Origin of the sequence: Vibrio salinus, assembly GCF_021272385.1 — a bacterium.
GTDB classification, from domain to species: Bacteria; Pseudomonadota; Gammaproteobacteria; order Enterobacterales; family Vibrionaceae; genus Vibrio; species Vibrio salinus.
Genome location: NZ_JAJSDZ010000005.1, coordinates 228,757 through 249,298, shown reverse-complemented (window position 1 = coordinate 249,298; position 20,542 = coordinate 228,757). Strand labels below are relative to the sequence as shown.

The 20,542-nt window shown below is 40.7% G+C and carries 15 protein-coding genes; 7 read left to right on the top strand and 8 right to left on the bottom strand.

The annotated features are described in order from the left end of the window. Positions 1 to 43: 43 nt before the first annotated feature. Together nrdA and ubiG are read right to left on the bottom strand one after the other, a co-directional pair. A complete protein-coding gene (nrdA, locus tag LRQ06_RS01255; protein WP_232764629.1) occupies positions 44 to 2,326 on the bottom strand; it encodes a class 1a ribonucleoside-diphosphate reductase subunit alpha in 2,283 nt (760 codons plus the stop codon). A 432-nt stretch (positions 2,327 to 2,758) separates the two neighbouring features. Further along, positions 2,759 to 3,472: a bifunctional 2-polyprenyl-6-hydroxyphenol methylase/3-demethylubiquinol 3-O-methyltransferase UbiG gene (ubiG, locus tag LRQ06_RS01250; protein ID WP_232764628.1), complete on the bottom strand. Its 714-nt coding sequence runs from the start codon at positions 3,470 to 3,472 to the stop codon at positions 2,759 to 2,761. A 565-nt stretch (positions 3,473 to 4,037) separates the two neighbouring features. Here ubiG and gyrA point away from each other — a divergent pair. From gyrA to LRQ06_RS01235, 3 genes are all read left to right on the top strand, one after another. Further along, positions 4,038 to 6,668, top strand: a complete 2,631-nt coding sequence (gyrA, locus tag LRQ06_RS01245) for a DNA topoisomerase (ATP-hydrolyzing) subunit A (RefSeq protein ID WP_232764627.1) — start codon at positions 4,038 to 4,040, stop codon at positions 6,666 to 6,668. A gap of 313 nt (positions 6,669 to 6,981) precedes the next feature. Continuing rightward, entirely contained in the window at positions 6,982 to 7,578 is a 597-nt protein-coding gene (locus tag LRQ06_RS01240; RefSeq protein WP_232764626.1) for a GTP cyclohydrolase II, read from the top strand. A gap of 237 nt (positions 7,579 to 7,815) precedes the next feature. Continuing rightward, positions 7,816 to 8,472: an MBL fold metallo-hydrolase gene (locus LRQ06_RS01235; RefSeq protein WP_232764625.1), complete on the top strand. Its 657-nt coding sequence runs from the start codon at positions 7,816 to 7,818 to the stop codon at positions 8,470 to 8,472. 17 nt (positions 8,473 to 8,489) lie between these two features. Here the strand turns inward: LRQ06_RS01235 and LRQ06_RS01230 are convergent, their stop codons facing one another. Beyond that, positions 8,490 to 9,155: a DUF2982 domain-containing protein gene (locus LRQ06_RS01230; protein ID WP_232764624.1), complete on the bottom strand. Its 666-nt coding sequence runs from the start codon at positions 9,153 to 9,155 to the stop codon at positions 8,490 to 8,492. A 212-nt stretch (positions 9,156 to 9,367) separates the two neighbouring features. Here LRQ06_RS01230 and LRQ06_RS01225 point away from each other — a divergent pair, with 212 nt between their 5' ends. After that, positions 9,368 to 9,742, top strand: a complete 375-nt coding sequence (locus LRQ06_RS01225) for a MarR family transcriptional regulator (RefSeq protein ID WP_232764623.1) — start codon at positions 9,368 to 9,370, stop codon at positions 9,740 to 9,742. Positions 9,743 to 9,817: 75 nt separating this feature from the next. Here LRQ06_RS01225 and LRQ06_RS01220 read toward each other — a convergent pair whose 3' ends face one another. Then, positions 9,818 to 10,294, bottom strand: coding sequence for a MarR family winged helix-turn-helix transcriptional regulator (locus LRQ06_RS01220; RefSeq protein WP_232765447.1), 477 nt, complete (start codon positions 10,292 to 10,294; stop codon positions 9,818 to 9,820). A gap of 375 nt (positions 10,295 to 10,669) precedes the next feature. On the opposite strand from LRQ06_RS01220, the gene LRQ06_RS01215 reads away from it, so the two are divergent. Both LRQ06_RS01215 and LRQ06_RS01210 read left to right on the top strand, forming a co-directional pair. Next, positions 10,670 to 12,244 (top strand): BCCT family transporter, encoded by a 1,575-nt coding sequence (locus tag LRQ06_RS01215; RefSeq protein WP_232764622.1) that lies wholly within the window; start codon positions 10,670 to 10,672, stop codon positions 12,242 to 12,244. A gap of 229 nt (positions 12,245 to 12,473) precedes the next feature. Next, positions 12,474 to 14,357, top strand: coding sequence for a methyl-accepting chemotaxis protein (locus tag LRQ06_RS01210; protein ID WP_232764621.1), 1,884 nt, complete (start codon positions 12,474 to 12,476; stop codon positions 14,355 to 14,357). Between the two features lie 46 nt (positions 14,358 to 14,403). Here the strand turns inward: LRQ06_RS01210 and LRQ06_RS01205 are convergent, their stop codons facing one another. The 4 genes from LRQ06_RS01205 to LRQ06_RS01190 all read right to left on the bottom strand — a co-directional run bounded on the left by LRQ06_RS01205 (position 14,404) and on the right by LRQ06_RS01190 (position 19,066). Next, on the bottom strand, positions 14,404 to 15,126 hold the full coding sequence (locus tag LRQ06_RS01205; protein WP_232764620.1) for a 3'-5' exonuclease: 723 nt from the start codon (positions 15,124 to 15,126) through the stop codon (positions 14,404 to 14,406). Beyond that, positions 15,126 to 17,015: a DUF294 nucleotidyltransferase-like domain-containing protein gene (locus tag LRQ06_RS01200; RefSeq protein WP_232764619.1), complete on the bottom strand. Its 1,890-nt coding sequence runs from the start codon at positions 17,013 to 17,015 to the stop codon at positions 15,126 to 15,128. Before LRQ06_RS01200 ends, LRQ06_RS01205 begins: the two co-directional genes overlap by 1 nt. Before the next feature lie 115 nt (positions 17,016 to 17,130). Next, positions 17,131 to 17,616, bottom strand: coding sequence for a GNAT family N-acetyltransferase (locus LRQ06_RS01195; protein ID WP_232764618.1), 486 nt, complete (start codon positions 17,614 to 17,616; stop codon positions 17,131 to 17,133). A 232-nt stretch (positions 17,617 to 17,848) separates the two neighbouring features. Beyond that, complete coding sequence (locus tag LRQ06_RS01190) at positions 17,849 to 19,066, bottom strand: MFS transporter (RefSeq protein ID WP_232764617.1); 1,218 nt, start codon at positions 19,064 to 19,066, stop codon at positions 17,849 to 17,851. 750 nt (positions 19,067 to 19,816) lie between these two features. On the opposite strand from LRQ06_RS01190, the gene LRQ06_RS01185 reads away from it, so the two are divergent. Continuing rightward, positions 19,817 to 20,494, top strand: a complete 678-nt coding sequence (locus tag LRQ06_RS01185) for a hypothetical protein (protein WP_232764616.1) — start codon at positions 19,817 to 19,819, stop codon at positions 20,492 to 20,494. The last annotated feature ends 48 nt before the right edge of the window (positions 20,495 to 20,542 follow it).

Genomic DNA, 20,542 nt, shown 5'->3' with positions numbered 1-20,542 from the left:
CAGAAAGGAAGCGTTATTTCAAAAATTCTGTAAACAGGTAGTTCTAAATTTTACATGCACCACTTGCGCAATCTTCTTCAACTACCGTTATGCCTTTATTCTGGTCATCTTTTGCACCATCCCGGGTATTATGGTAGTACAAGGTTTTCACACCATATTTATAAGCAGTGAGTAGATCTTTTAATAACAATTTCATTGGTACGCGACCGGACTCAAAGTTTGAAGGGTCATAGTTCGTATTGGCCGAGATCGATTGGTCAATAAATTTCTGCATAATGCCTGTCAAGTGCAGATAACCATCGTTGTTTTTAATATCCCACAGTAATTCGTAGTTTTCCTTAAGTTCGGTAAACTCCGGCACCACCTGTTTCAGAATGCCATCTTTCGATGCTTTTACGGAAACATAGCCCCGTGGCGGTTCAATGCCATTGGTCGCATTCGAGATTTGTGAAGAGGTTTCTGAAGGCATCAACGCGGTTAATGTTGAGTTACGCAATCCATATTCCATAATATCTTTGCGCAATTGATCCCAGTCGTAATGAAGCGGCTCATCACAGATCAGATCGATGTCCTTTTTGTAAGTATCGATTGGCATCAGCCCTTTCGCATAATTTGTCTCGTGGAATAATGGACAGCGGCCTTGTTCTTTTGCCAGATTCATTGACGCTTTTAACAGGTAATATTGCATGGCTTCGAAAGTTTGGTGTGTCAGCCCTGTTGCGCTTCCATCTGAATATTTCACACCGTGCTTCGCCAGATAGTAGGCGTAGTTTATGACACCGACACCAAGAGTACGTCGATTCATTGTCGACTTACGCGCGGCAGGCAGAGGGTAATCCTGATAATCCAGCAGAGCATCCAGAGCACGCACAATTAAATCCGATAATTCTTCAAAATCATCCAGGGATTGAATGGCACCAAGGTTAAAGGCTGAAAGAGTACACAAAGCAATCTCGCCCTGATCGTCTTCAACATTTGAAAGTGGTTTGGTGGGCAGTGCAATTTCCAGGCAGAGGTTAGACTGACGGACCGGTGCGACAGAAGCATCAAAGGGACTGTGCGTATTACAGTGGTCGACGTTCTGAATATAGATACGTCCGGTTGATGCCCTTTCCTGCATAAGAAGAGAGAAGAGGTCAATGGCTTTTACCGTCTCTTTTCTTATTGAAGGATCATTTTCATACTGTTCGTACAGGCGTTCGAACTTTTCCTGATCGTCGAAGAACGCTTCATAGAGCCCGGGCACATCCGATGGAGAAAATAACGAGATATCGCCACCCTTCACAAGGCGTGAATACATCGTTTTGTTTAACTGAACGCCATAGTCCATATGCCGGACACGGTTTTCTTCGACGCCACGGTTATTTTTCAGTACCAGTAAGGACTGAGCTTCTTTATGCCAGATAGGATAGAATACCGTAGCGGCACCACCACGAACCCCGCCCTGAGAACAACATTTCACGGCTGTCTGGAAGTATTTATAGAAGGGAATGCATCCGGTATGGAAAGCTTCACCATTGCGAATTTCAGAACCCAATGCCCGAATATGACCGGCGTTGATTCCGATCCCTGCTCTTTGGGAAACATAACGGACGATGGCGCTGGCCGTTGCGTTGATGGAATCCAAGCTGTCGCCACATTCAATCAGAACACATGAGCTGAACTGACGGGTAGGGGTACGGACGCCTGACATAATGGGTGTCGGAAGCGAGATCTTAAAGGTCGACGTCGCATCATAAAAACGTTTGATGTAGCTCAGACGGGTGTCTTTCGGGTATTTGGCAAACAGACAGGCAGCAACCAACAGATACAGGAACTGAGCACTTTCATAAATTTGCCCTGAGACCCGGTTTTGAACGAAATATTTTCCTTCCAGCTGTTTTACCGCCGCGTACGAGAAATTTAAGTCCCTGGTGTGATCGATGTAGGTATCCAGTTCAGTCCACTCGGACTCGGAATAGTCTTCCATCAGATGTTTATCGTACTTGCCCATTTCGACCAGGTTTTTTACATGATCATAAAGTGCCGGTGGTTCGTATTGACCATAGGCTTTTTTTCGTAAATGGAAAATGGCTAGACGAGCGGCCAGATACTGATAATCAGGGGATTCTTCAGAAATTAAATCTGCAGCAGATTTAATGATGGTCTCGTGGATATCACTCGTTGTAATGCCATTATAAAACTGAATGTGTGAGCGTAATTCCACTTGAGAGACAGAAACATTGGTCAGACCTTCTGCGGCCCAGGTAACGACCCGGTGAATCTTTTCAAGATCAATGGTTTCTGTTCGTCCATCCCGCTTCGTGACGGTTAGCTGTTGGTTCATGTTTGTTAATTTCCCTTAATAAGACTGATTTTAGCCGGCCATCATTATTATTTTTTCAGAGAGGTGCGGCTTTTGATTAATACTACATATTGAAGGGTAAACACAATATGTAGGGGTTGAAACAAATTTGAGTTACAAGATAGAGCGGATTTTATATTTATGCAAGTTACAAACAGGGGACAGGTTGTGGATAAGTATAAATTTGAAAAAATTCTGTTAGTACCTGCTTACTGATGATGAAAGACCGTATAAAGAAGAGAGAAATTATGGAATCATAGATTGACTGAATGATAGCCATTGATGAAAAAAAACCGCTTGATCTTTTACTGATTTTGAGAGTGATTTAAGAAAGAGGAGGTTGTTGATTCGTATGCACAAAGCTTGTTCATTTTAGATGGATTTTGCCCATAAGGAGGGCAAAATCTATAATAGTCAGTTTATGCTTTGTGTATGAACAATGTAATTGACGTCAACATTATTTCCTAACCGGTAAGAGTCAGTTAGCGGATTGTAATGTAGCCCGGTAATTCCCTGTTCCGTCAAGCGGGTTTGATCGATCATTTTCAGTAATTCAGATGGCTTAATAAATTTACTGTGATCATGAGTTCCTGCAGGAACTATCTTCATCAGGTATTCTGCTCCAATAATGGCGAACAGGTACGATTTAATATTTCGGTTTAGCGTGGAAAAGAAAACATGCCCGCCGGGTTTGACCAGTTTTGAGCAGGAAACGATGATAGATAGCGGGTCGGGGACGTGCTCCAACATTTCCATACAGGTTACGACATCATAAGTATGTGGATTTTTTGCCGCGTGTTCTTCAACGGTTTCCCGTATATATTTTACATTCACTCCTGATTCTAAGGCATGTAGCCGGGCAACTTCTAATGGTTCATTACCCATGTCCAGTCCGGTTACTTTTGCTTCGGTTTTAGCCATAGATTCAGTCAGAATCCCGCCGCCGCAACCTACATCCAGAACTTTTTTGTTGAACAGACCATTCGTTTTTTCACAGACATAATTCAGTCGCAGAGGGTTGATCTGATGCAGAGGTTTGAACTCACCGTTTAAATCCCACCAACGTGAAGCTAATTCTTCAAATTTCTTTATTTCGTCAGGATCGACGTTCATTAATGTGTCTGTCATTCTGATTTCTCTACCCGTAAGGCTCTCTTAATTTCTAAATGTGACTTTTATTCCATACCCAAGCGACCTGAAGATGCGGTGTTCAGTGAGATTTGTCCGGGCTTGAAACAAGGCACTGATTTGAAAACATAGTCATTCTACGTTGAGAATCAGTAACGCTGTAGCAAGCCCGTACAAACTCACCCGCAGGGCATCAGCCGAAACGCACATTTCTGCGTCAGGTGAATTTGACAGGTGTTTACATGCCGGCATTCACCTTCCTTGAACTGCACGTTTCGGCTGGTGCTGAATCATGCATCTTCAGGTTGCTTGGGTATAGAAAGTCACAGAGACCAGCATTCTTTGTAGAGTATTATACCCGGAACGTGGTATTACACCACTGAAGTTATTAGGGGATATATGAAACAACTCAACACTGAACGTTTTGTAATCAGTTAGTTCGGTACGTGAGGGAGGACACGGTAAAAGGTCTCTTAAAGGTGTCCCCCATAACCAAATTCTGTGTTATATTTTCATACCTTATACGTATCAATATACGATCAAACTATAGAGGGATAATTGCTCTATGAGCGATCTAGCTAAAGAGATCACGCCCGTAAACATAGAAGAAGAGCTACGGGGTTCGTACCTTGACTATGCGATGTCTGTCATCGTGGGTCGTGCGCTTCCTGATGTGCGTGATGGTCTAAAACCGGTACACCGTCGTGTTTTATTTGCGATGAATGTATTGGGAAATGATTGGAATAAAGCTTATAAAAAATCTGCCCGTGTGGTAGGTGACGTTATTGGTAAATATCACCCACACGGTGATAGTGCGGTATACGATACTATTGTTCGTATGGCTCAGCCATTCTCACTGCGTTACACGTTGGTTGATGGCCAGGGAAACTTTGGCTCTATCGATGGTGATTCTGCTGCTGCAATGCGTTATACCGAAGTTCGTATGGCAAAAATTGCACATGAACTTTTGGCAGATTTGGATAAAGAAACAGTAGATTATGTACCTAACTATGATGGTACAGAGCAAATTCCGGCCGTTTTACCGACTAAAATTCCTAACCTGTTGGTAAATGGGTCGTCTGGTATTGCGGTTGGTATGGCAACAAATATACCACCACATAATCTGGGTGAAGTGATCGATGGATGTTTAGCTTACATTGATAATGAACATATTACGATTGATGAGCTACTTGAATTTATTCCCGGTCCTGATTTCCCGACTGCGGCACTTATCAGTGGTCGGAAAGGTATTATCGATGCTTATAAAACAGGACGCGGTAAAGTATACATGCGTTCTAAAGCTGATATCGAAGCTGATAAGCATGGTCGTGAGACCATCATTGTTACGGAAATTCCATATCAGGTTAATAAAGCTCGCTTAATTGAAAAGATTGCTGAGCTCGTTAAAGATAAAAAAGTTGATGGTATCAGTGCATTACGTGACGAGTCTGATAAAGATGGTATGCGTATTGTTATTGAGTGTAAGCGGGATGCGGTTGGTGAAGTTGTTCTGAATAATTTGTATGCTTTGACTCAGCTACAGACGACTTTCGGTATCAACATGGTGGCGTTGGATAACGGTCAGCCAAAACTGTTTAACCTGAAAGAGATGCTTAAGTGCTTCGTTGACCACCGTCGCGAAGTGGTAACTCGTCGTACTATTTTCGAGTTACGTAAAGCAAGAGATCGTGCACATATTCTTGAAGGCTTGGCTCTTGCGCTGGCTAATATCGATGAAGTTATCGAACTGATCCGTAATGCTCAGACTGCTGCTGATGCTAAACAAGGTTTGTTAGCTCGTGGTTGGGAACTTGGCAGTGTTGCCGGCATGTTAGAACGTGCTGGTGATGATGGTGCAGCTCGTCCTGACTGGTTATCTCCTGAATTCGGTGTTCGTGATGGTTTGTACTATCTGACAGAACAGCAGGCGCAGGCTATTCTTGATCTTCGCTTGCATCGTCTGACTGGTCTGGAGCACGAAAAAATTCTTGATGAATACAAAGCGCTGTTAGATGAAGTCGCTGAATTGATTCATATTCTGTCCAGTACTGAGCGTTTGATGGAAGTGATTCGTGAAGAGCTGGAAGAGGTTCGTACCGGTTTTGGTGATGCCCGTAGAACGGAAATTACCGCTGCAAGTCATGATATAGATTTGGAAGAACTGATCGCAAGAGAAGATGTGGTTGTAACGTTGTCTCACGAAGGCTATGTTAAATATCAGATCCTGAGTGACTATGAATCTCAGCGCCGGGGTGGTAAAGGTAAGAGCGCAACGAAGATGAAAGACGAAGATTTCATTGAGCGTCTGCTTGTTGCTAATACCCATGACAATATTTTGTGTTTCTCTACCCGGGGCAAAACTTATCGTCTGAAGGTCTATCAATTGCCTCATGCCACCCGTACTGCCCGTGGTAAGCCAATTGTTAATATACTTCCTCTTGAGGAAAATGAGAGAATTACTGCGATACTGCCGGTAACAGAGTACTCCGAAGATAAATTTATCTTTATGGCAACGGCTGACGGTACGGTTAAGAAAACGTCACTTGATCAGTTCGCAAATGTGCGTTCAAATGGTTTGATTGCTGTAAATCTTCGTGATGACGATACTTTGATTGGCGTAGATATCACCGATGGTGACAGTAATATCATGCTGTTCTCGAAAGAGGGCAAAGTGGTACGCTTTAATGAGAATCACGTTAGAGCGATGGGTCGTACTGCAGCAGGTGTCCGTGGTATGAAGTTGGCTAACGGAGATCAGGTTGTTTCACTTATCGTTCCTCAAAGTGAAGGTGATATATTAACCGTGACTCAGAATGGTTACGGTAAACGAACCTCTTTAGCTGAGTATCCGGAAAAAGGCCGTGCAACTCAGGGTGTGGTTTCAATTAAGGTCTCTGAACGAAATGGCCAGGTTGTCGGAGCTGTTCAGGTTATTGATGGTGATGAATTTATGATGATCACCGATGCCGGAACATTAGTCAGAACACGGGCATCAGAAGTCAGTCAGGTTGGACGTAATACTCAGGGTGTTACTTTAATCAAAACTGCCGATGATGAAAACGTGGTTGGTCTGCAGCGTATTGAAGAAGTAGAGGAAACAGATGAAGTTGCGGAGGAAGTTGAAAATGCTTCCGTTGCAGATAATGTTTCTGAAGAAAATCCGGGTGCTGATGAAGCTGATAATTCGGAAGAGTAATTAAGTAGGCATCGATAGGATAGTCATACTTTTTCAAGATGAAAGCCGAAGTCTTTGACTTCGGCTTTTTATTTACCGTTATTGTTGCTAATTGTCTCCGAATTTTTTGTCTTATCAGAAGGTTAAAAAATAATGTTTTTCTGTTGCCGTTTTTAAGAATTGTTATATTATAACAATTTGTAATTTCAGAATTGATTACATAATACATTACTCGTTGTACAATGGGCCGATTCGGTGTATTAAACACATCAAATGATAGATGATCACAGCTATCTGATAATTTAAAAGTAATTGAAAGTAAGTGAGAAGCAATATGGCGGAAGTACGGGCCAGAGTCGAATTGAAAGTCGGCGCTAAGAGCAATATAGATGCGGAAATATTATCTTTTCGAGGTTTGAAAACCGATAAGGAGCATGTTGCGATAATTTTTAAATCGGCTGATAAGACTCAACCTGTTCCACTGGTAAGGATGCATTCTGAATGTTTGACGGGAGACGTTTTTCATTCATCAAGATGTGATTGTGGGGAACAATTAGAAGAAACCATTGAAAAAATGGGACATGAAGGTGGCATTATCCTGTATTTACGTCAGGAAGGACGAGGTATTGGGTTGTACAACAAGATAGATGCTTACCAACTTCAGAGTCAGGGGTTAGATACCTATCAGGCGAATAATAAGCTTGGTTTTGCTGATGATTTGAGAGACTTTTATGAAGCTTCTCAAATGCTGTCTGCATTGAGTGTCGATAAAATACGACTTATTACGAATAACCCGAAGAAAGTAAAAGAACTCAAGTCATACGGCATTAATATTGAAGAAGTCGTCAATACGGCGGCTCATATTAAGCATGGCAACGAAAACTATTTGAAAGCGAAGGTTTCTCATGGACACCACAGCCTGAAGTTATAGTACCCAATTATTTATCGGGGAAATAAAAGGCTCCGGAAGAGCTTTATCGTTTCTGGCAGAAAATTTATCAGAATATTCGGAAATCATTATATGATTTCCGTTTTTATAGCTAACATTCCTAAGTTTGCGATTTGGTTAAAATATTAATGGTTGAATCGGCAAATAAACTGAATGGCTTGTCATAAAATGAGAGCAATGTCATAGTGTCAGTATCCGATTTAAATCAAAAGGTGAGTCATGTCTCTTAAATATCAGGTAGTGCCAGTGACATCTTTTTCACAGAATTGCTCTGTGGTTTGGTGTGATCAAACTATGGAAGGTGCTGTTATTGATCCCGGTGGTGATGTAAAACAGCTCAAAATGGTGATTGATGAATTAAATGTTCATGTAAAGCAAATTATTCTGACTCATGGACATTTAGATCATGTAGGTGGCACACAGGAATTATCCGCTATTCTTGGAGATGTAAAGGTTATTGGGCCGCATAAAGACGATGATTTTTGGTTAAAGGGTCTGGAAGAACAAAGTCAGATGTTTGGATTTAAGCCAACAGCTTCATTTGAACCTGATTTATGGTTAAATGAAGGTGATGTTGTTTCTGTTGGAGAAGAATTATTACAGGTTATACATACACCTGGTCATACTCCGGGACACATTACACTTTTTAGTGATGGTCAAAAACTGGCGTTTGTCGGTGATGTGTTATTTAGTGGTAGTATTGGCAGAACGGATTTTCCCAAAGGTGATTTTGATACACTAATCAGCTCTATCAAAAATAAGTTGTGGCCATTAGGTAATGATGTCACTTTTATTCCAGGTCATGGGCCGGAATCGACTTTTGGTAAAGAAAGAATGAGTAATCCATTTGTCGCTGATGAGATGCCTTTATACTAGTTTCTGTATGTTTTTTATCACTCCCGATCCGCCGCAGCTAAATAGCGGCGGCTGAGACCGACAAAGTCTTCTCCGGTCCTGTCCAGGTCGCTGGTTGAAATAAATATATCGTAGCCATTATATGCTCTCTGGTACTGCATTCTGTTTGCTAGCATAGCGAGAAGTCCTTTATATTGCTTACCATGCTCATCTTTGAATACAGAAGAATCTAATACAATATCTTCGAATTGAATTGCACTGTTATTTTGTTTCATTCCAAGGTACAGCAATCCCCTTTGAGATAGCAATAATTCACTTATGATTCTGGGACAAATACTCTCCAGAAAAGGGGAATAGTGTTTTAGCCGGATGCCAATCCATGGGAGTGGCTGATACCATCCATAGTAATTGTATGTACATATGTCGATTCGGCTAATATTACTCCATTTTATTACCCATCCCCCCTTAAACAGATGCTGTTGGAAATGAGTTGATGTCATCGTGAAACGAACCTGACTTTTGATAATTAACCAGTAGGTAAATAGCCCGAATGAGCTAAATAACGCGGCAAAGATGATAGCAAGTGTCAATGTTGCTGCTGACATGACAACAATTAGACTTATTATAATATAAAGCAGGAAAACAAGCTGAATTCTCCGGCTTTTAGGATCAAAATCGAAATTACTTATGTGTGTTGTTTTCATCGTAAAACAAATCCGCTATCTACCTGTCTATCAATATAACTTAGTTTATCTGTCTTGGCTAAATTGGTTGTTTTTTTGTTCTCTCCTTGACCTGTTCGACCTTTTTTGCTGCATTTTTGTGTGACAGGCTACAAATTAGTCCGGAAATTTGTTATAAAACGCGCTTTGAATTTTTAACACTGCGCTTAAGCAGTGAAACGGAGAAACATTCGATGAGACTTGCTCATAAGCGTAAAGTACAGGCAAAATTACAAAAGCGTATTAAGGCATTAAGCGTTAATCTGGCAGGTTCAGCACCTAAACAGAAACCAGCTTCTCAATCTGTTGCAAAGAAAGCGAAAGTTGTAGAAGTTGCGCCAAAAGCAGTATCAAAAGATGTAGCGTTAACTCCTAAACAGCAGCAGGTATTCGATATTGTTGCTCGTTTTGCTGATGGTATCAATCCAAAATCTATTGGTTTAGAAGCAGGTCAGGAAGATTCTAAAGCCGCATCATGGGCTACAGGAGCACTGAAAAAATTGCTGGAAGAGAATTTAATAGAAAAAATTCAGGTATCTGGTAATAAAGTTCTGTATAAAGCACTTTAATCACTTTTAATAAAAAACCTCCGAATGGAGGTTTTTTATGGTCTGATGGATTTGAAATATAAGAACTGAATCGTCCTACTCAGATTTTGTGATACTTCCCAGTTCCAGAACAGGAGCAACATCATAATTATCGGCATTCATCATCCCGGACAGACGTTGTACACAGGATAAGATAAGGCTTTGCTCCCAATCCTCTAATTGCTGAAATTGCGTGACAAATTCTTCCTGCAGAGGTTGTGGTGCTTTACTGAGTAACTCTTCACCAGCATCGGTCAGGTGCGCATGAACCTTTCTTTTGTCATTGACGCTTCTGACTCTGATTACATAGCCGTTTCTTTCAAGCCGATCGAGAATTGTAGTTGCGGTTGCCTGGCTCATGTTTGTATTAGAAGAAAGCTCACGAATGGTCACTTCACCTAACTCTTTGATCGATCGCATTAAGATAAGTTGCGGTCCTGTCAGTCCGGCAACTTTGCTCAGTCTTTTGGAGTGTAAATCAATTGCTCTGATTATCTGGCGGATTGACACCAGCACTTCTTCAAATTTTTCCAAAACTAGTTTCCAAGCCATAATTCATTTCTTAATACGCGGACATTACCGCACTTAAACAAAGAATGAAAGTATTGATGTCATACTTTTATTGAAGTAAATCAGCAGATAGATTTGAGATATATTAGTTTAATAATTTGAACACAAAATAATATAAATCATCATAAAGTTATTTTTTTACCTACCATGATTCATTAATGGGTTAATGAACATAAAATTATGATATTTATGCACCTAAATTAGACTTTTTAAGACAATTTGTGTAAATTTAGCGTGGACTTATTAATACGTGCTCTAAATAAAACCATCATTAATAAAACGTTAATGGGCAGAGAACACGATATTAGGAATTTTAACCTAATCAAACAGAGAGGGGACATGACCAAAGGTATTGATAAATACAGTATTGATAATACTGATTACACCGTTGGCCAAGATAATATTCAGAAATGGGGGTTTGATATTCATAACCCTGTGTTTGGAATAAGCGCTGGTCTGATTTTATTGTTTCTTGTTGCTACATTGGTGAGTGATCCTGAAACAGCAAAATCAACACTTGATGGTATTAAGTGGAAAATCATTGGTAGTTTTGACTGGTTGTTTATCTGGGCGGGAAATATTTTTGTTATTTTTTGCTTAGCTCTGATTGTATCACCGTTTGGAAAGATTCGTCTTGGTGGTAAAGAAGCAACTGCGGATTATTCATTTATGTCCTGGTTGGCAATGTTGTTTGCTGCTGGTATGGGAATCGGTTTAATGTTCTGGAGCGTTGCTGAGCCCGTGGCATACCTAACCGGATGGTATAAAACGCCTCTTGGTGTCACACCAAACACACCAGAGGCGGCTAAGCTGGCATTAGGAGCAACCATGTACCACTGGGGACTGCACCCTTGGGCAATTTATGGTGTGGTTGCATTATCATTGGCATTTTTCTGCTATAACAAAGGGTTGCCACTTTCGATTCGTTCTATTTTTTACCCTATTTTAGGTGATCGTGCCTGGGGATGGCCAGGACACGTTGTTGATATTTTGGCTGTTGTTGCAACATTATTCGGCTTGGCGACTTCGTTAGGAATGGGAGCTCAGCAGGCTGCCAGTGGTATTCATCATGTGTTCGGTATTGATGCAAGTTTGTCGTTGCAAATGTATGTCATTATCGGTGTGACTTTTCTTGCGATTGTTTCGGTTGTTCGTGGTATTGACGGTGGGGTTAAAGTGATCTCAAACATTAATATGATCATTGCATTTGTTTTGCTCATATTGGTTGCCTTTATCGGATTCCACGTCACTTTCGGCTCCATTCCAACAACGTTGATGTCTTATGTCGAAAATATTATCGCTCTGAGTAATCCTCACGGTCGTACTGATGAAGCATGGTTTCAGGGATGGACAGTATTCTACTGGGCATGGTGGATTTCCTGGTCTCCATTTGTCGGAATGTTTATTGCCCGGGTATCAAAAGGACGGACCGTAAGGGAGTTTTTAGTTGCAGTCTTGATTGTGCCGACTATTGTCACTTTGGTTTGGATGTCTGTATTTGGTGGCATGGCTATTGATCAGGTGGTCAACAAAGTTGGTGAACTGGGAGCAAAGGGTTTAACGGACGTTTCTCTGGCTATGTTCCAAATGTTTGATGTTATTCCTTATGGTAAAGTGCTTTCGTTGATTGGTGTCGTGCTTGTTTTGGTATTTTTTATTACTTCATCTGATTCCGGTTCATTAGTAATTGATAGCATTACTGCCGGTGGTAAGGTGGATGCACCCATTCCTCAACGGATTTTCTGGGCATCGATTGAAGGCGCAATTGCAATGGCATTACTATGGGTTGGTGGTACTCAGGCCGTTCAGGCATTACAGGCCGGTGCAATTTCAACAGCACTGCCATTTACGGTTATTTTACTGTTAATGTGCGTGAGTTTACTTAAAGGTATGAGTACGGAAGAATTCCGTTGAGCATCATGTAGCGATTCACAGAAGCCAGCATTTTTGCTGGTTTTTTTGTTTACAGTATTTAATAAATTTGTCAAAAAAATGCCAAGCCACTATTTTAGTCAATAAATTGACAAACTCCTTAATAATCATGTCGTTATATTAATAAATTTATTGTTGTTCGTGCATATAAATAAGAAAATGGTTAACATTATGCCGATTGAAACAGAACCTGTATGGACAACATTTACAAATGAGATTAACTCTGAAACAGAAGCTAACCGGAGCCAGTTTAACCGCCGTTATTATCATGGCAGGTGCATTGACCTGGTTATCAATTGAGCGCATATATGAGCAAACCCAAAAGTCGATGTTTAACCGTGTAGAAACACTAACGTCAACAGCATCGAAAGGCATTTCTGATTGGGTTACTATCCGGAAATCGATCACCTCTTCTTTTGAACAGAATTCGGATGAAAATAATCCTGTACCGTTTCTTAAACAGGGACGTATTGCGGGGGGATTCGATGAACTATATTACGGCACGGTGACAGGAAAGATGTTCAGATCTCATCCTGCAAGAAACCGAGCGGGTTATGATCCCCGGGAAAGGCCATGGTATCGGGATGCGGTTTCTGCCGGGAAAATGATTTTGACTACTGCATACAAAGATGCAGTAACAAATGAATTACTGATTACAATTGCTGAGCCTGTACTTAATCATGGGCAATTAAACGGTGTGGTTGGTGCTGATGTTTTGATAAAACAGCTGGTAGATGGTGTATTGTCTTTTGATGCGGGGGAAAATGCCCGTACCATGTTGATTGATACTCAGGATGGTAAGTGGTTAGCTCACCCAGATAAATCTTTAATTCTTAAACCGGTGTCTGCGGTGTCATCAAAATTATCCATGGATTCAATTAGTAAGGCAGCCAAAGATAAAATGTTGGTACCTGTCGAATTAAATGGGCATCAAAAGCTGTATTATTTTCACTTGATACCCGGTACACCGTGGATATTTGCAGTCGAACTAGATCGTAAAACAGAACTGGCTTCAGCTCATTCATTACTTTGGAAATTGATTTTAATGGCGACAGTGATTACGGCTATCGTATTAGTTGCTGTATCCTGGCTTGTGAGTTTCTTAGTAAAAGACCTGAGACGAGTGACCAAAGCTCTGGAAGAAATTGCATCCGGTGAGGCAGATTTGACTCAGAGATTAGAAATACACACTGATGATGAGGTTGGGCGGCTTGCTTACAGTTTTAACCAATTTGTGAATAATATGCATCAGATGGTGATGAATCTGGGAAATGTATCAGCTCAACTTTCTAAGCAGTCTTCTCATACAGCACAGCAATCTGAAAAAAATAGTCATCGTATTCATCATCAACAGGATGAGGTGAATATGGTAGCAACTGCCATCAATGAAATGGCAGCAGCGACGCATGAAATTGCAGGTAATGCGGAACATACTGCAACAAATTCGAATGATGCGGTTGCAGCCTGTTCGGATGGCGCTGGTCAGGTCCGGCAAACGCAGTATTCCATTGAAAATCTTGCAAAAGAAGTGGAAGTGGCAACGGGAGTGATAGAAGAACTTGAAGGTCATGGCCATACTATCAGCACCATTCTTTCCACTATTCAGGGAATAGCAGACCAAACTAATCTTCTGGCACTTAATGCTGCTATCGAGGCGGCAAGAGCTGGTGAACAAGGTCGAGGTTTTGCTGTCGTTGCGGATGAAGTAAGGGTATTAAGTCAGCGTACTCATGCATCTACTCAGGAAATTCAGGAGATGATAGAGACTCTACAGTCAACAACGGGCAAGGCTGTGTCTATTATGACGAATAGTGGTTCACTGGCTGTGAAAAGTGTCGATGATGCTAATAAAGCTTCTGAGTCTTTAGAGCACATACGAAGTGTTGTTTCTTCTATCAGCGATATGGCAACTCAAATTGCTTCTGCTGCAGAAGAACAGGCATCAGTAACTTCTGAAATTACCAGAAATAGCCAGAGTATCAGAGATGTGTCTAACGAACTGGCGTCTGAAGCACTGGATGCATCAGAACAGGCTGCTCAGCTGTTTTCTTTATCTAATGAGCTGGAGTCAGAAGTGAAACGCTTTAAAGTCTGATTAAGGGAAAGGGAGCTATGGAGCTCCTTTTCTTTTTTAGGATATGTTAAAGCCAAAAGTGGCTGATGGGCTGTGTGGGATGGTAGTAATGGGATATTTGAGCCTGTAGTAATTCTGCTGTGGCGATGGCATCGGTTAAAGCGTGATGCGGAGGGTAGTTAGGTAAACCATATCGACGTCGGCTCAGTGCCAGACGAGTTGATATTTTTTTAGTAGAATTAAACAGATTGAAAAAAACGCGTTGATTTTTTTTCAGAACTCTTTGTTCAATTTTCATGGTATCAATCAGAGGAAATTCTATTCCCTCATCTAATCTCGATTTAAATGCCTTATCTAAAAAAAAACGCTCGATATCAAGAAAATGAACGACCATGATCTTATGGGTCATCATTTCCAGTAATTCCGGTAAGACAGTGATTAAATCAGGGGCGTTTTCAATATCGCTATGGGTGATACCGTGGATAACAATGGATTCTTCAGCCAGTTTCCTTTTCGGTTTTACTATCCACTCTTTAGCCCGGTTTAGACAAATACGGTTTAAAGTAAATGGAACAGCCCCAATGCTAATGATTTCATCTTTATTGCTGTTAAGACCGGTGGTTTCGAGATCAATCGCCAGAAACTCAATATCTCCAATCGGGGTTGCTGGATCAGGAAGACCGTAATGATAGTATTTTTTTAACAGAGGATGTTCTGCCCGCTCTTCTCTGGTTTGAAACTTATTTGGCCAGTCTATACTAGGCGGGGTAAATAATTTTAAAAAGCTCATCAGCTCAGTACCTTATTGCCCTGATAGCGATATTTCAGAAAATTTTGTGCATTACTGAGGACCTGAAAGGCATCTTTGAGATTTCGTCTTTCAAAATCGGATAAATTTTCGGGTTCGACATTGTTATCCGGTTCGACACCATTTTCGACATCATAAGCCTGATGACGGATGCGAACCATAGAGATGAATTCCATTGCATCTCTTAAATCTTCCCCTCTGCCTTTGGGAAGAATGCCCGCCTCGATAATATCATCTAGTCTTTCAAACGAATTTTTAGCTCTTGAGCCGACAGCCAAAGCATGCACCCGGATAACATCAGCCAGAGGTGCGGTACCTCTTCGTTTTAAATTCATCGAGTTATTATGGCGGCCATCTTTTTCCATCACAAAATTCTTAAAGAAACCCAAAGGAGGCGTTCTGTTTAAGGCGTTTCTGGCAAGACAGGCCAGAAACCGATTGTTCTTTTTAGCCCGGCGGATAATAAAACTATTAAGGTGTTCGGCCCATTTTACCCGTCCGTACACGCCGTCAATGTCGAAAAAAATTGAAGAATTAAGAAGGGCTTTAGGATTCGGGTTATCAATCCAGTCGGCAAAACATTCTTCCCACTCCTTTCTTGTCATTCGCCACATCGGATTGGTTGCCATAATATTACCGCTACAATAATTATAACCACACCGGGCCAGAGCATCGCAAACATAGGTTGCCAGAGCAGCAAAATATTCACTATGTTTTTTTTCATCGTAGTCATCGTCCAAAATGATAGCATTATCCTGATCCGTGACCAGCAATTGTTCATCTCGTCCCATCGACCCCATGGCAACAAAACAATATGGTACCGGTGCCGGGCCAAGCTCTGTTTCCGCCAGTTCGATGATCCGTTGTTTGAAGCTGCGGCCAATGACTGACATAGCTGTACCTATCATATGGGAATTTGCATCTTCGTTTACCATACGGACAAAACTATCGCCTACCTGTTTTGATGTCGTTTCTAATTCATCAACACTATTCTGATGATAGATATTATTTACCAGCAGTAAGGAGCTTTGAGATTCGTAACGAACAATATCCGATGTTTCTATGATGCCAATTGGTTTTCCTTCTTTTACGATTGGTAAGTGGTTGACTTTATAGCGTAACATTGCCAGAACGGCTTCGTACACGTACGCATTGTGGTCCAGAGAAATCAGCTCTGTTGTCATGACCTCAGTAATATTTTTATCTCTGCTCAATCCGGTGGCTAAAACTCTGGTACACAGGTCACGGTCGGTAATAATACCAACCAGAAGATTATTATCATCGTCATCTAGGCCTGTTGTTGTATCATCAAGAACCAGTAATGCCGAGTAGTTTTCTTCAGCCATTTTCTGTGCCGCTTCCTGAATGGTTGTGGAAATATTTATCCACGGTGTATTACCTGTCAGCAGCTTTTTCAATTTAGAAGTGGTCAGGTCATTTTGTTGTTCCGTAACGGAAACGGCTTGCCTTAAACGAGCTTTATCATCGACCTCTACAAATTCGGCAAAAGCATCATTCCTGGCATAAAGTTCCTGAAAATAGGGTTCCGGTAAACAGTAGACAAGCGTATCTTCAATGGCTTTTACCGGGAAAACGACTTTATTGTTGGTGAGTAATCCCATTTGACCAAACAGATCGCCTTCGGAAAGACGATTATATAATTCTCCTTTACGACGATAGACTTCGACTGAGCCACTGCGAATGATATACAGATCATTAATCTCACCGCCAAATGGAATGATATTGGAATCGCTTCTGAAATAAGAAATTTCAATCTTAGCGGTAAGATCGTCAATTTCTTCTTCAGGCATTTCAGAGAAAGGAGGAAACTGTATCAGAAATTGTTTTATATCGAGCAGTTCTGGTTGCATGGGCCAATTTATGCCTGTTATCTGTGTTTTATGAGAACAGGCGTTACAATAACAAAATATCCTCTGACGTTCATTAGTGCTTTTTATGCCATTTTTATCAGAAACGGGGGATACATCAGAATGTCAGGAGCATATCAAACCATTTAGCGCCACCGTGAGCAGATTCTGATTCACCTAAACACACAACCCCGGATTTTTCATAGAAATGAATCAAGTGGTGCTTGCAGGTAAGAAAGACACCATGAAGTTTCTTTTCTCTGGCTTCAAGGATAAAGTGGTCTAGCAGCAATCTTGCCAGACCTTGTCTTTGAGATGATGGTTCGATAGCCAGTCCAAATACTGTCTGAAATACACCTTCGGGATTATGCAGAGAGGCATTTTCAAACAGCTCATCAGGCAGGGCTGGTTGGTGATACCGGCATCCGTTGATGTGCCCGACAACTTTTCCATCAAGTTCGATGACGTAGAAACATTCCGGGAATTGCTCGAACCTGGCCCGGAAAGAAGCCAGAGAGGCGGCTTCGGCTTTGGGAAAACACAAAGATTCAATAGTGGCTATGGGTAAAATGTCGTTTTCTTCTGCTGGGCGGATGGATTTCATTGTGGTATCAGTTAGTGAATATTGTTTCTAGAACAATAACACAAATCTGGAGAGGTTATCTGGCTATCAGGTTTATTTATCTGTAACGATTATCCGGTTTGGTTGACGGATCGGTATGACAGGGGAAACGGATGGGTAAAGTGACGATGCTCAGGTATTTTTAAAGTCTGAGTTTATAATAAGTCATCGGTAAATATCAGTGCCTGAAATAATATTCAGGCACTGTTTGTCATCAGGCTTCCTGATCCACAATCTGTAATTCTTTTTCAGTAGTATTACGTTTGGACAGGCTTAATATATAAAGAATAACCATAGCCGTCATAACCCAGCCGGATAATGTAAATAATCTGGCATAACCGGTATGTACAGCAATCATTCCGTAAACAATAGCTCCACATCCATTACCAATATCCAGCATATTATAAAATGTTGCACTTGCTGCACTGCTTTTATCTTCAGGTACGCTATTTAATATTTGAGTCTGAAGCGCAGGAAATAATGCACCCAATCCGAATCCGTATGAAATAGAGCAGATTAAGAATCCCATCTGAGTTCTGACATAATAAAGAGCAAAGAAAGCAATAAGGAATAATAATATTCCCGGAATAATAACAAAAGCAGCCCCTTTTTTATCGTAGATTCGTCCAGAGAATACTCGTGAAACACAAACACAGACTGTGGAGACTAAGAAGAAATATCCGGCATTCCCTATACCAGCATCTTTTGCAAAAACAGAAATAAAGTTTAATACGCTGCCATATCCTATTCCAAATAAAAGGGTTAGAAAAGCTGGGAACCGGGCACCTTTAACCGCAAATTGATCAACGAAAGATACTTTTTGACCTTCAATCAGTTTGGGGAATGTGTAGTGTTTACTAAAACGACAAAAATAAGTCCAAATTAGAGCAATGACCTGACAGCCAACAGCAAAATAGAAAACAGCTAAGAAGCTAAAATCTGTTGCGAGCCACAAGCCAAAAGCTGGCGCTATAGCCATTGCAACCGTTGTGCCCAGGCCAAAATAGCCCATGCCTTCCCCTTTTCTTGACTTAGGAATGATGATCGCAGCCAGTGTGGCATAAAAGGTGGTTGCAATACCGAAACCGACGCCATGTAGTATCCTTATAGCCAGTATTCCATCAACAGTATTGAACAGGGAGTATCCCCAGGCACAGGCAAACGAGATCACAATGCCGAGGAATAAACAGCCAATAGTTCCAATGTATTTTTTACCAACATCAGAGAACATTCTGATGATAATCGCTGAGAAAACGAAAATACCGGCGACTAACCCAACTTGCGTTGCTGATCCTCCCATCTTGGATACATATAGAGGAAGTACTGGTAAGAGTAGGTGAAAACCCGCAAAAAATATTCCATTAGTGATAATGAGCGAAATAAAATTAGCGCTCCATAATCGGGTATTCCCCGAATTAAAATTGTCTGACATATATTTTTCCTTGAATACGATGCTTATTAAAATAAGCATAAATACATTGCAGGAAATAAATATATAACAATAATTTGTTATAAAATATATTCTGCTTTTAATAGGGATATTTATTGGATAATTAAAATATTGGGTAGTAACGAAAGATTATTACTGAAGATTTAATTATAGAAATATATTAATTGGTACTTTAAAAATTACTAAATGATATTATCATGTACAAGTATTACCACCACGATCTATATTCAACGAGCTTATTATCTGGTTATTTACGGAATGTGTCAACACAAGCATGGATAGTTTTGATTTGATAATTTAATTACAACTATCTAATAATTTAATTGTTAGATTATTATATTATAAGTATTGATGACATGCTGAGAATGAGGTTAACAAAAGCCTATCGTATCGGGAAGGATATCAGGATGGTAGAAAGCCGGTAACTTTGCGGTTCGGTTAAGATTCGAATAAGATAGAGCTGGTAAGTTGTAAAGAACACTTCATTGATGCTTTGATTTGTTCTGATTCGTACCGAAATCATTATTTATTCAGATAGACCTTGTACTCGTGCTCTATTCTGATATAACAGTTCACCATTAGAGTCGTGTTAGAAAATTTTGAGATATGTTGAGTAAATCGATAGCGTTTTTCTTCGTTTGTGTGTCCCTGGTACTGTCGGGCTGTACCACTTTTCACTCACAGGTGACCGCTAAAAAAGAAATTTATCAGCAAATAACGATAGATCCGCATGTGAAAGATCATTTAGTAAAAATTATTAATGATTCATATGGTCCGGGTGATAAGTTATTGAATCAATTATTAACATCTGATGTTAATGTTGAAGACCATGGTAGTTTTTCTGTGATTTCGGCAAGATATATTACACCGACCAGCCCCATAAAAATTCAGACTCAAATAGACAGTTACTGTCGCTCTGAACGTGGACATCTGGTGAACGGGGGATGCGAATTAAGAACAAATCCGATAGCTCTTGCTTTCTTTTATAAATTATCCGGTTCCCTTAACAGTAAGTATGTTAGCGCTTATGACATTGACTTTTATGCGATTGTTCCTAAGAGTGCTGATCAGTCTGATGTTCTGGGATTGGCAAGAGAGCAGGGATATGTCAGCTCTGTTGATGTAAAAAAACAGAAGCGTAAAATATCAAAAAAAGAGAAGCAGTTGGCGAAAAAGAAAGCCGAATATGATCGGGAACTAGAGAGACAGGCCAGATTAGCGGCTATGCAGAAAGCAAGCATAGATACAAGAGCCCAAGTTTTAAAAAGAGGCACAAAAGTGTGTCAGGTAAGTCTGGATCATGTTGTTGTTGGGTATACAGAAGACTCTGCAAACGGAAAAGTAAAAGTGTTGGTTAACAATAAGCTGATTTGGGACTGGCCGGATAACTGGTTTGCCTGTGACAGATAAGCTTTAAATTAAATTACCAGCTACCTCAAATTTTTATTCCGATGATCG

Excerpts from the sequence above, each read along its gene's own strand:
- nrdA (WP_232764629.1), bottom strand. The coding sequence starts at position 2,326 with ATGAACCAACAGCTAACCGTCACGAAGCGGGATGGACGAACAGAAACC.
- ubiG (WP_232764628.1), bottom strand. The coding sequence starts at position 3,472 with ATGACAGACACATTAATGAACGTCGATCCTGACGAAATAAAGAAATTT.
- gyrA (WP_232764627.1), top strand. The coding sequence starts at position 4,038 with ATGAGCGATCTAGCTAAAGAGATCACGCCCGTAAACATAGAAGAAGAG.
- LRQ06_RS01240 (WP_232764626.1), top strand. The coding sequence starts at position 6,982 with ATGGCGGAAGTACGGGCCAGAGTCGAATTGAAAGTCGGCGCTAAGAGC.
- LRQ06_RS01235 (WP_232764625.1), top strand. The coding sequence starts at position 7,816 with ATGTCTCTTAAATATCAGGTAGTGCCAGTGACATCTTTTTCACAGAAT.
- LRQ06_RS01230 (WP_232764624.1), bottom strand. The coding sequence starts at position 9,155 with ATGAAAACAACACACATAAGTAATTTCGATTTTGATCCTAAAAGCCGG.
- LRQ06_RS01225 (WP_232764623.1), top strand. The coding sequence starts at position 9,368 with ATGAGACTTGCTCATAAGCGTAAAGTACAGGCAAAATTACAAAAGCGT.
- LRQ06_RS01215 (WP_232764622.1), top strand. The coding sequence starts at position 10,670 with ATGACCAAAGGTATTGATAAATACAGTATTGATAATACTGATTACACC.
- LRQ06_RS01210 (WP_232764621.1), top strand. The coding sequence starts at position 12,474 with ATGAGATTAACTCTGAAACAGAAGCTAACCGGAGCCAGTTTAACCGCC.
- LRQ06_RS01205 (WP_232764620.1), bottom strand. The coding sequence starts at position 15,126 with ATGAGCTTTTTAAAATTATTTACCCCGCCTAGTATAGACTGGCCAAAT.
- LRQ06_RS01200 (WP_232764619.1), bottom strand. The coding sequence starts at position 17,015 with ATGCAACCAGAACTGCTCGATATAAAACAATTTCTGATACAGTTTCCT.
- LRQ06_RS01195 (WP_232764618.1), bottom strand. The coding sequence starts at position 17,616 with ATGAAATCCATCCGCCCAGCAGAAGAAAACGACATTTTACCCATAGCC.
- LRQ06_RS01190 (WP_232764617.1), bottom strand. The coding sequence starts at position 19,066 with ATGTCAGACAATTTTAATTCGGGGAATACCCGATTATGGAGCGCTAAT.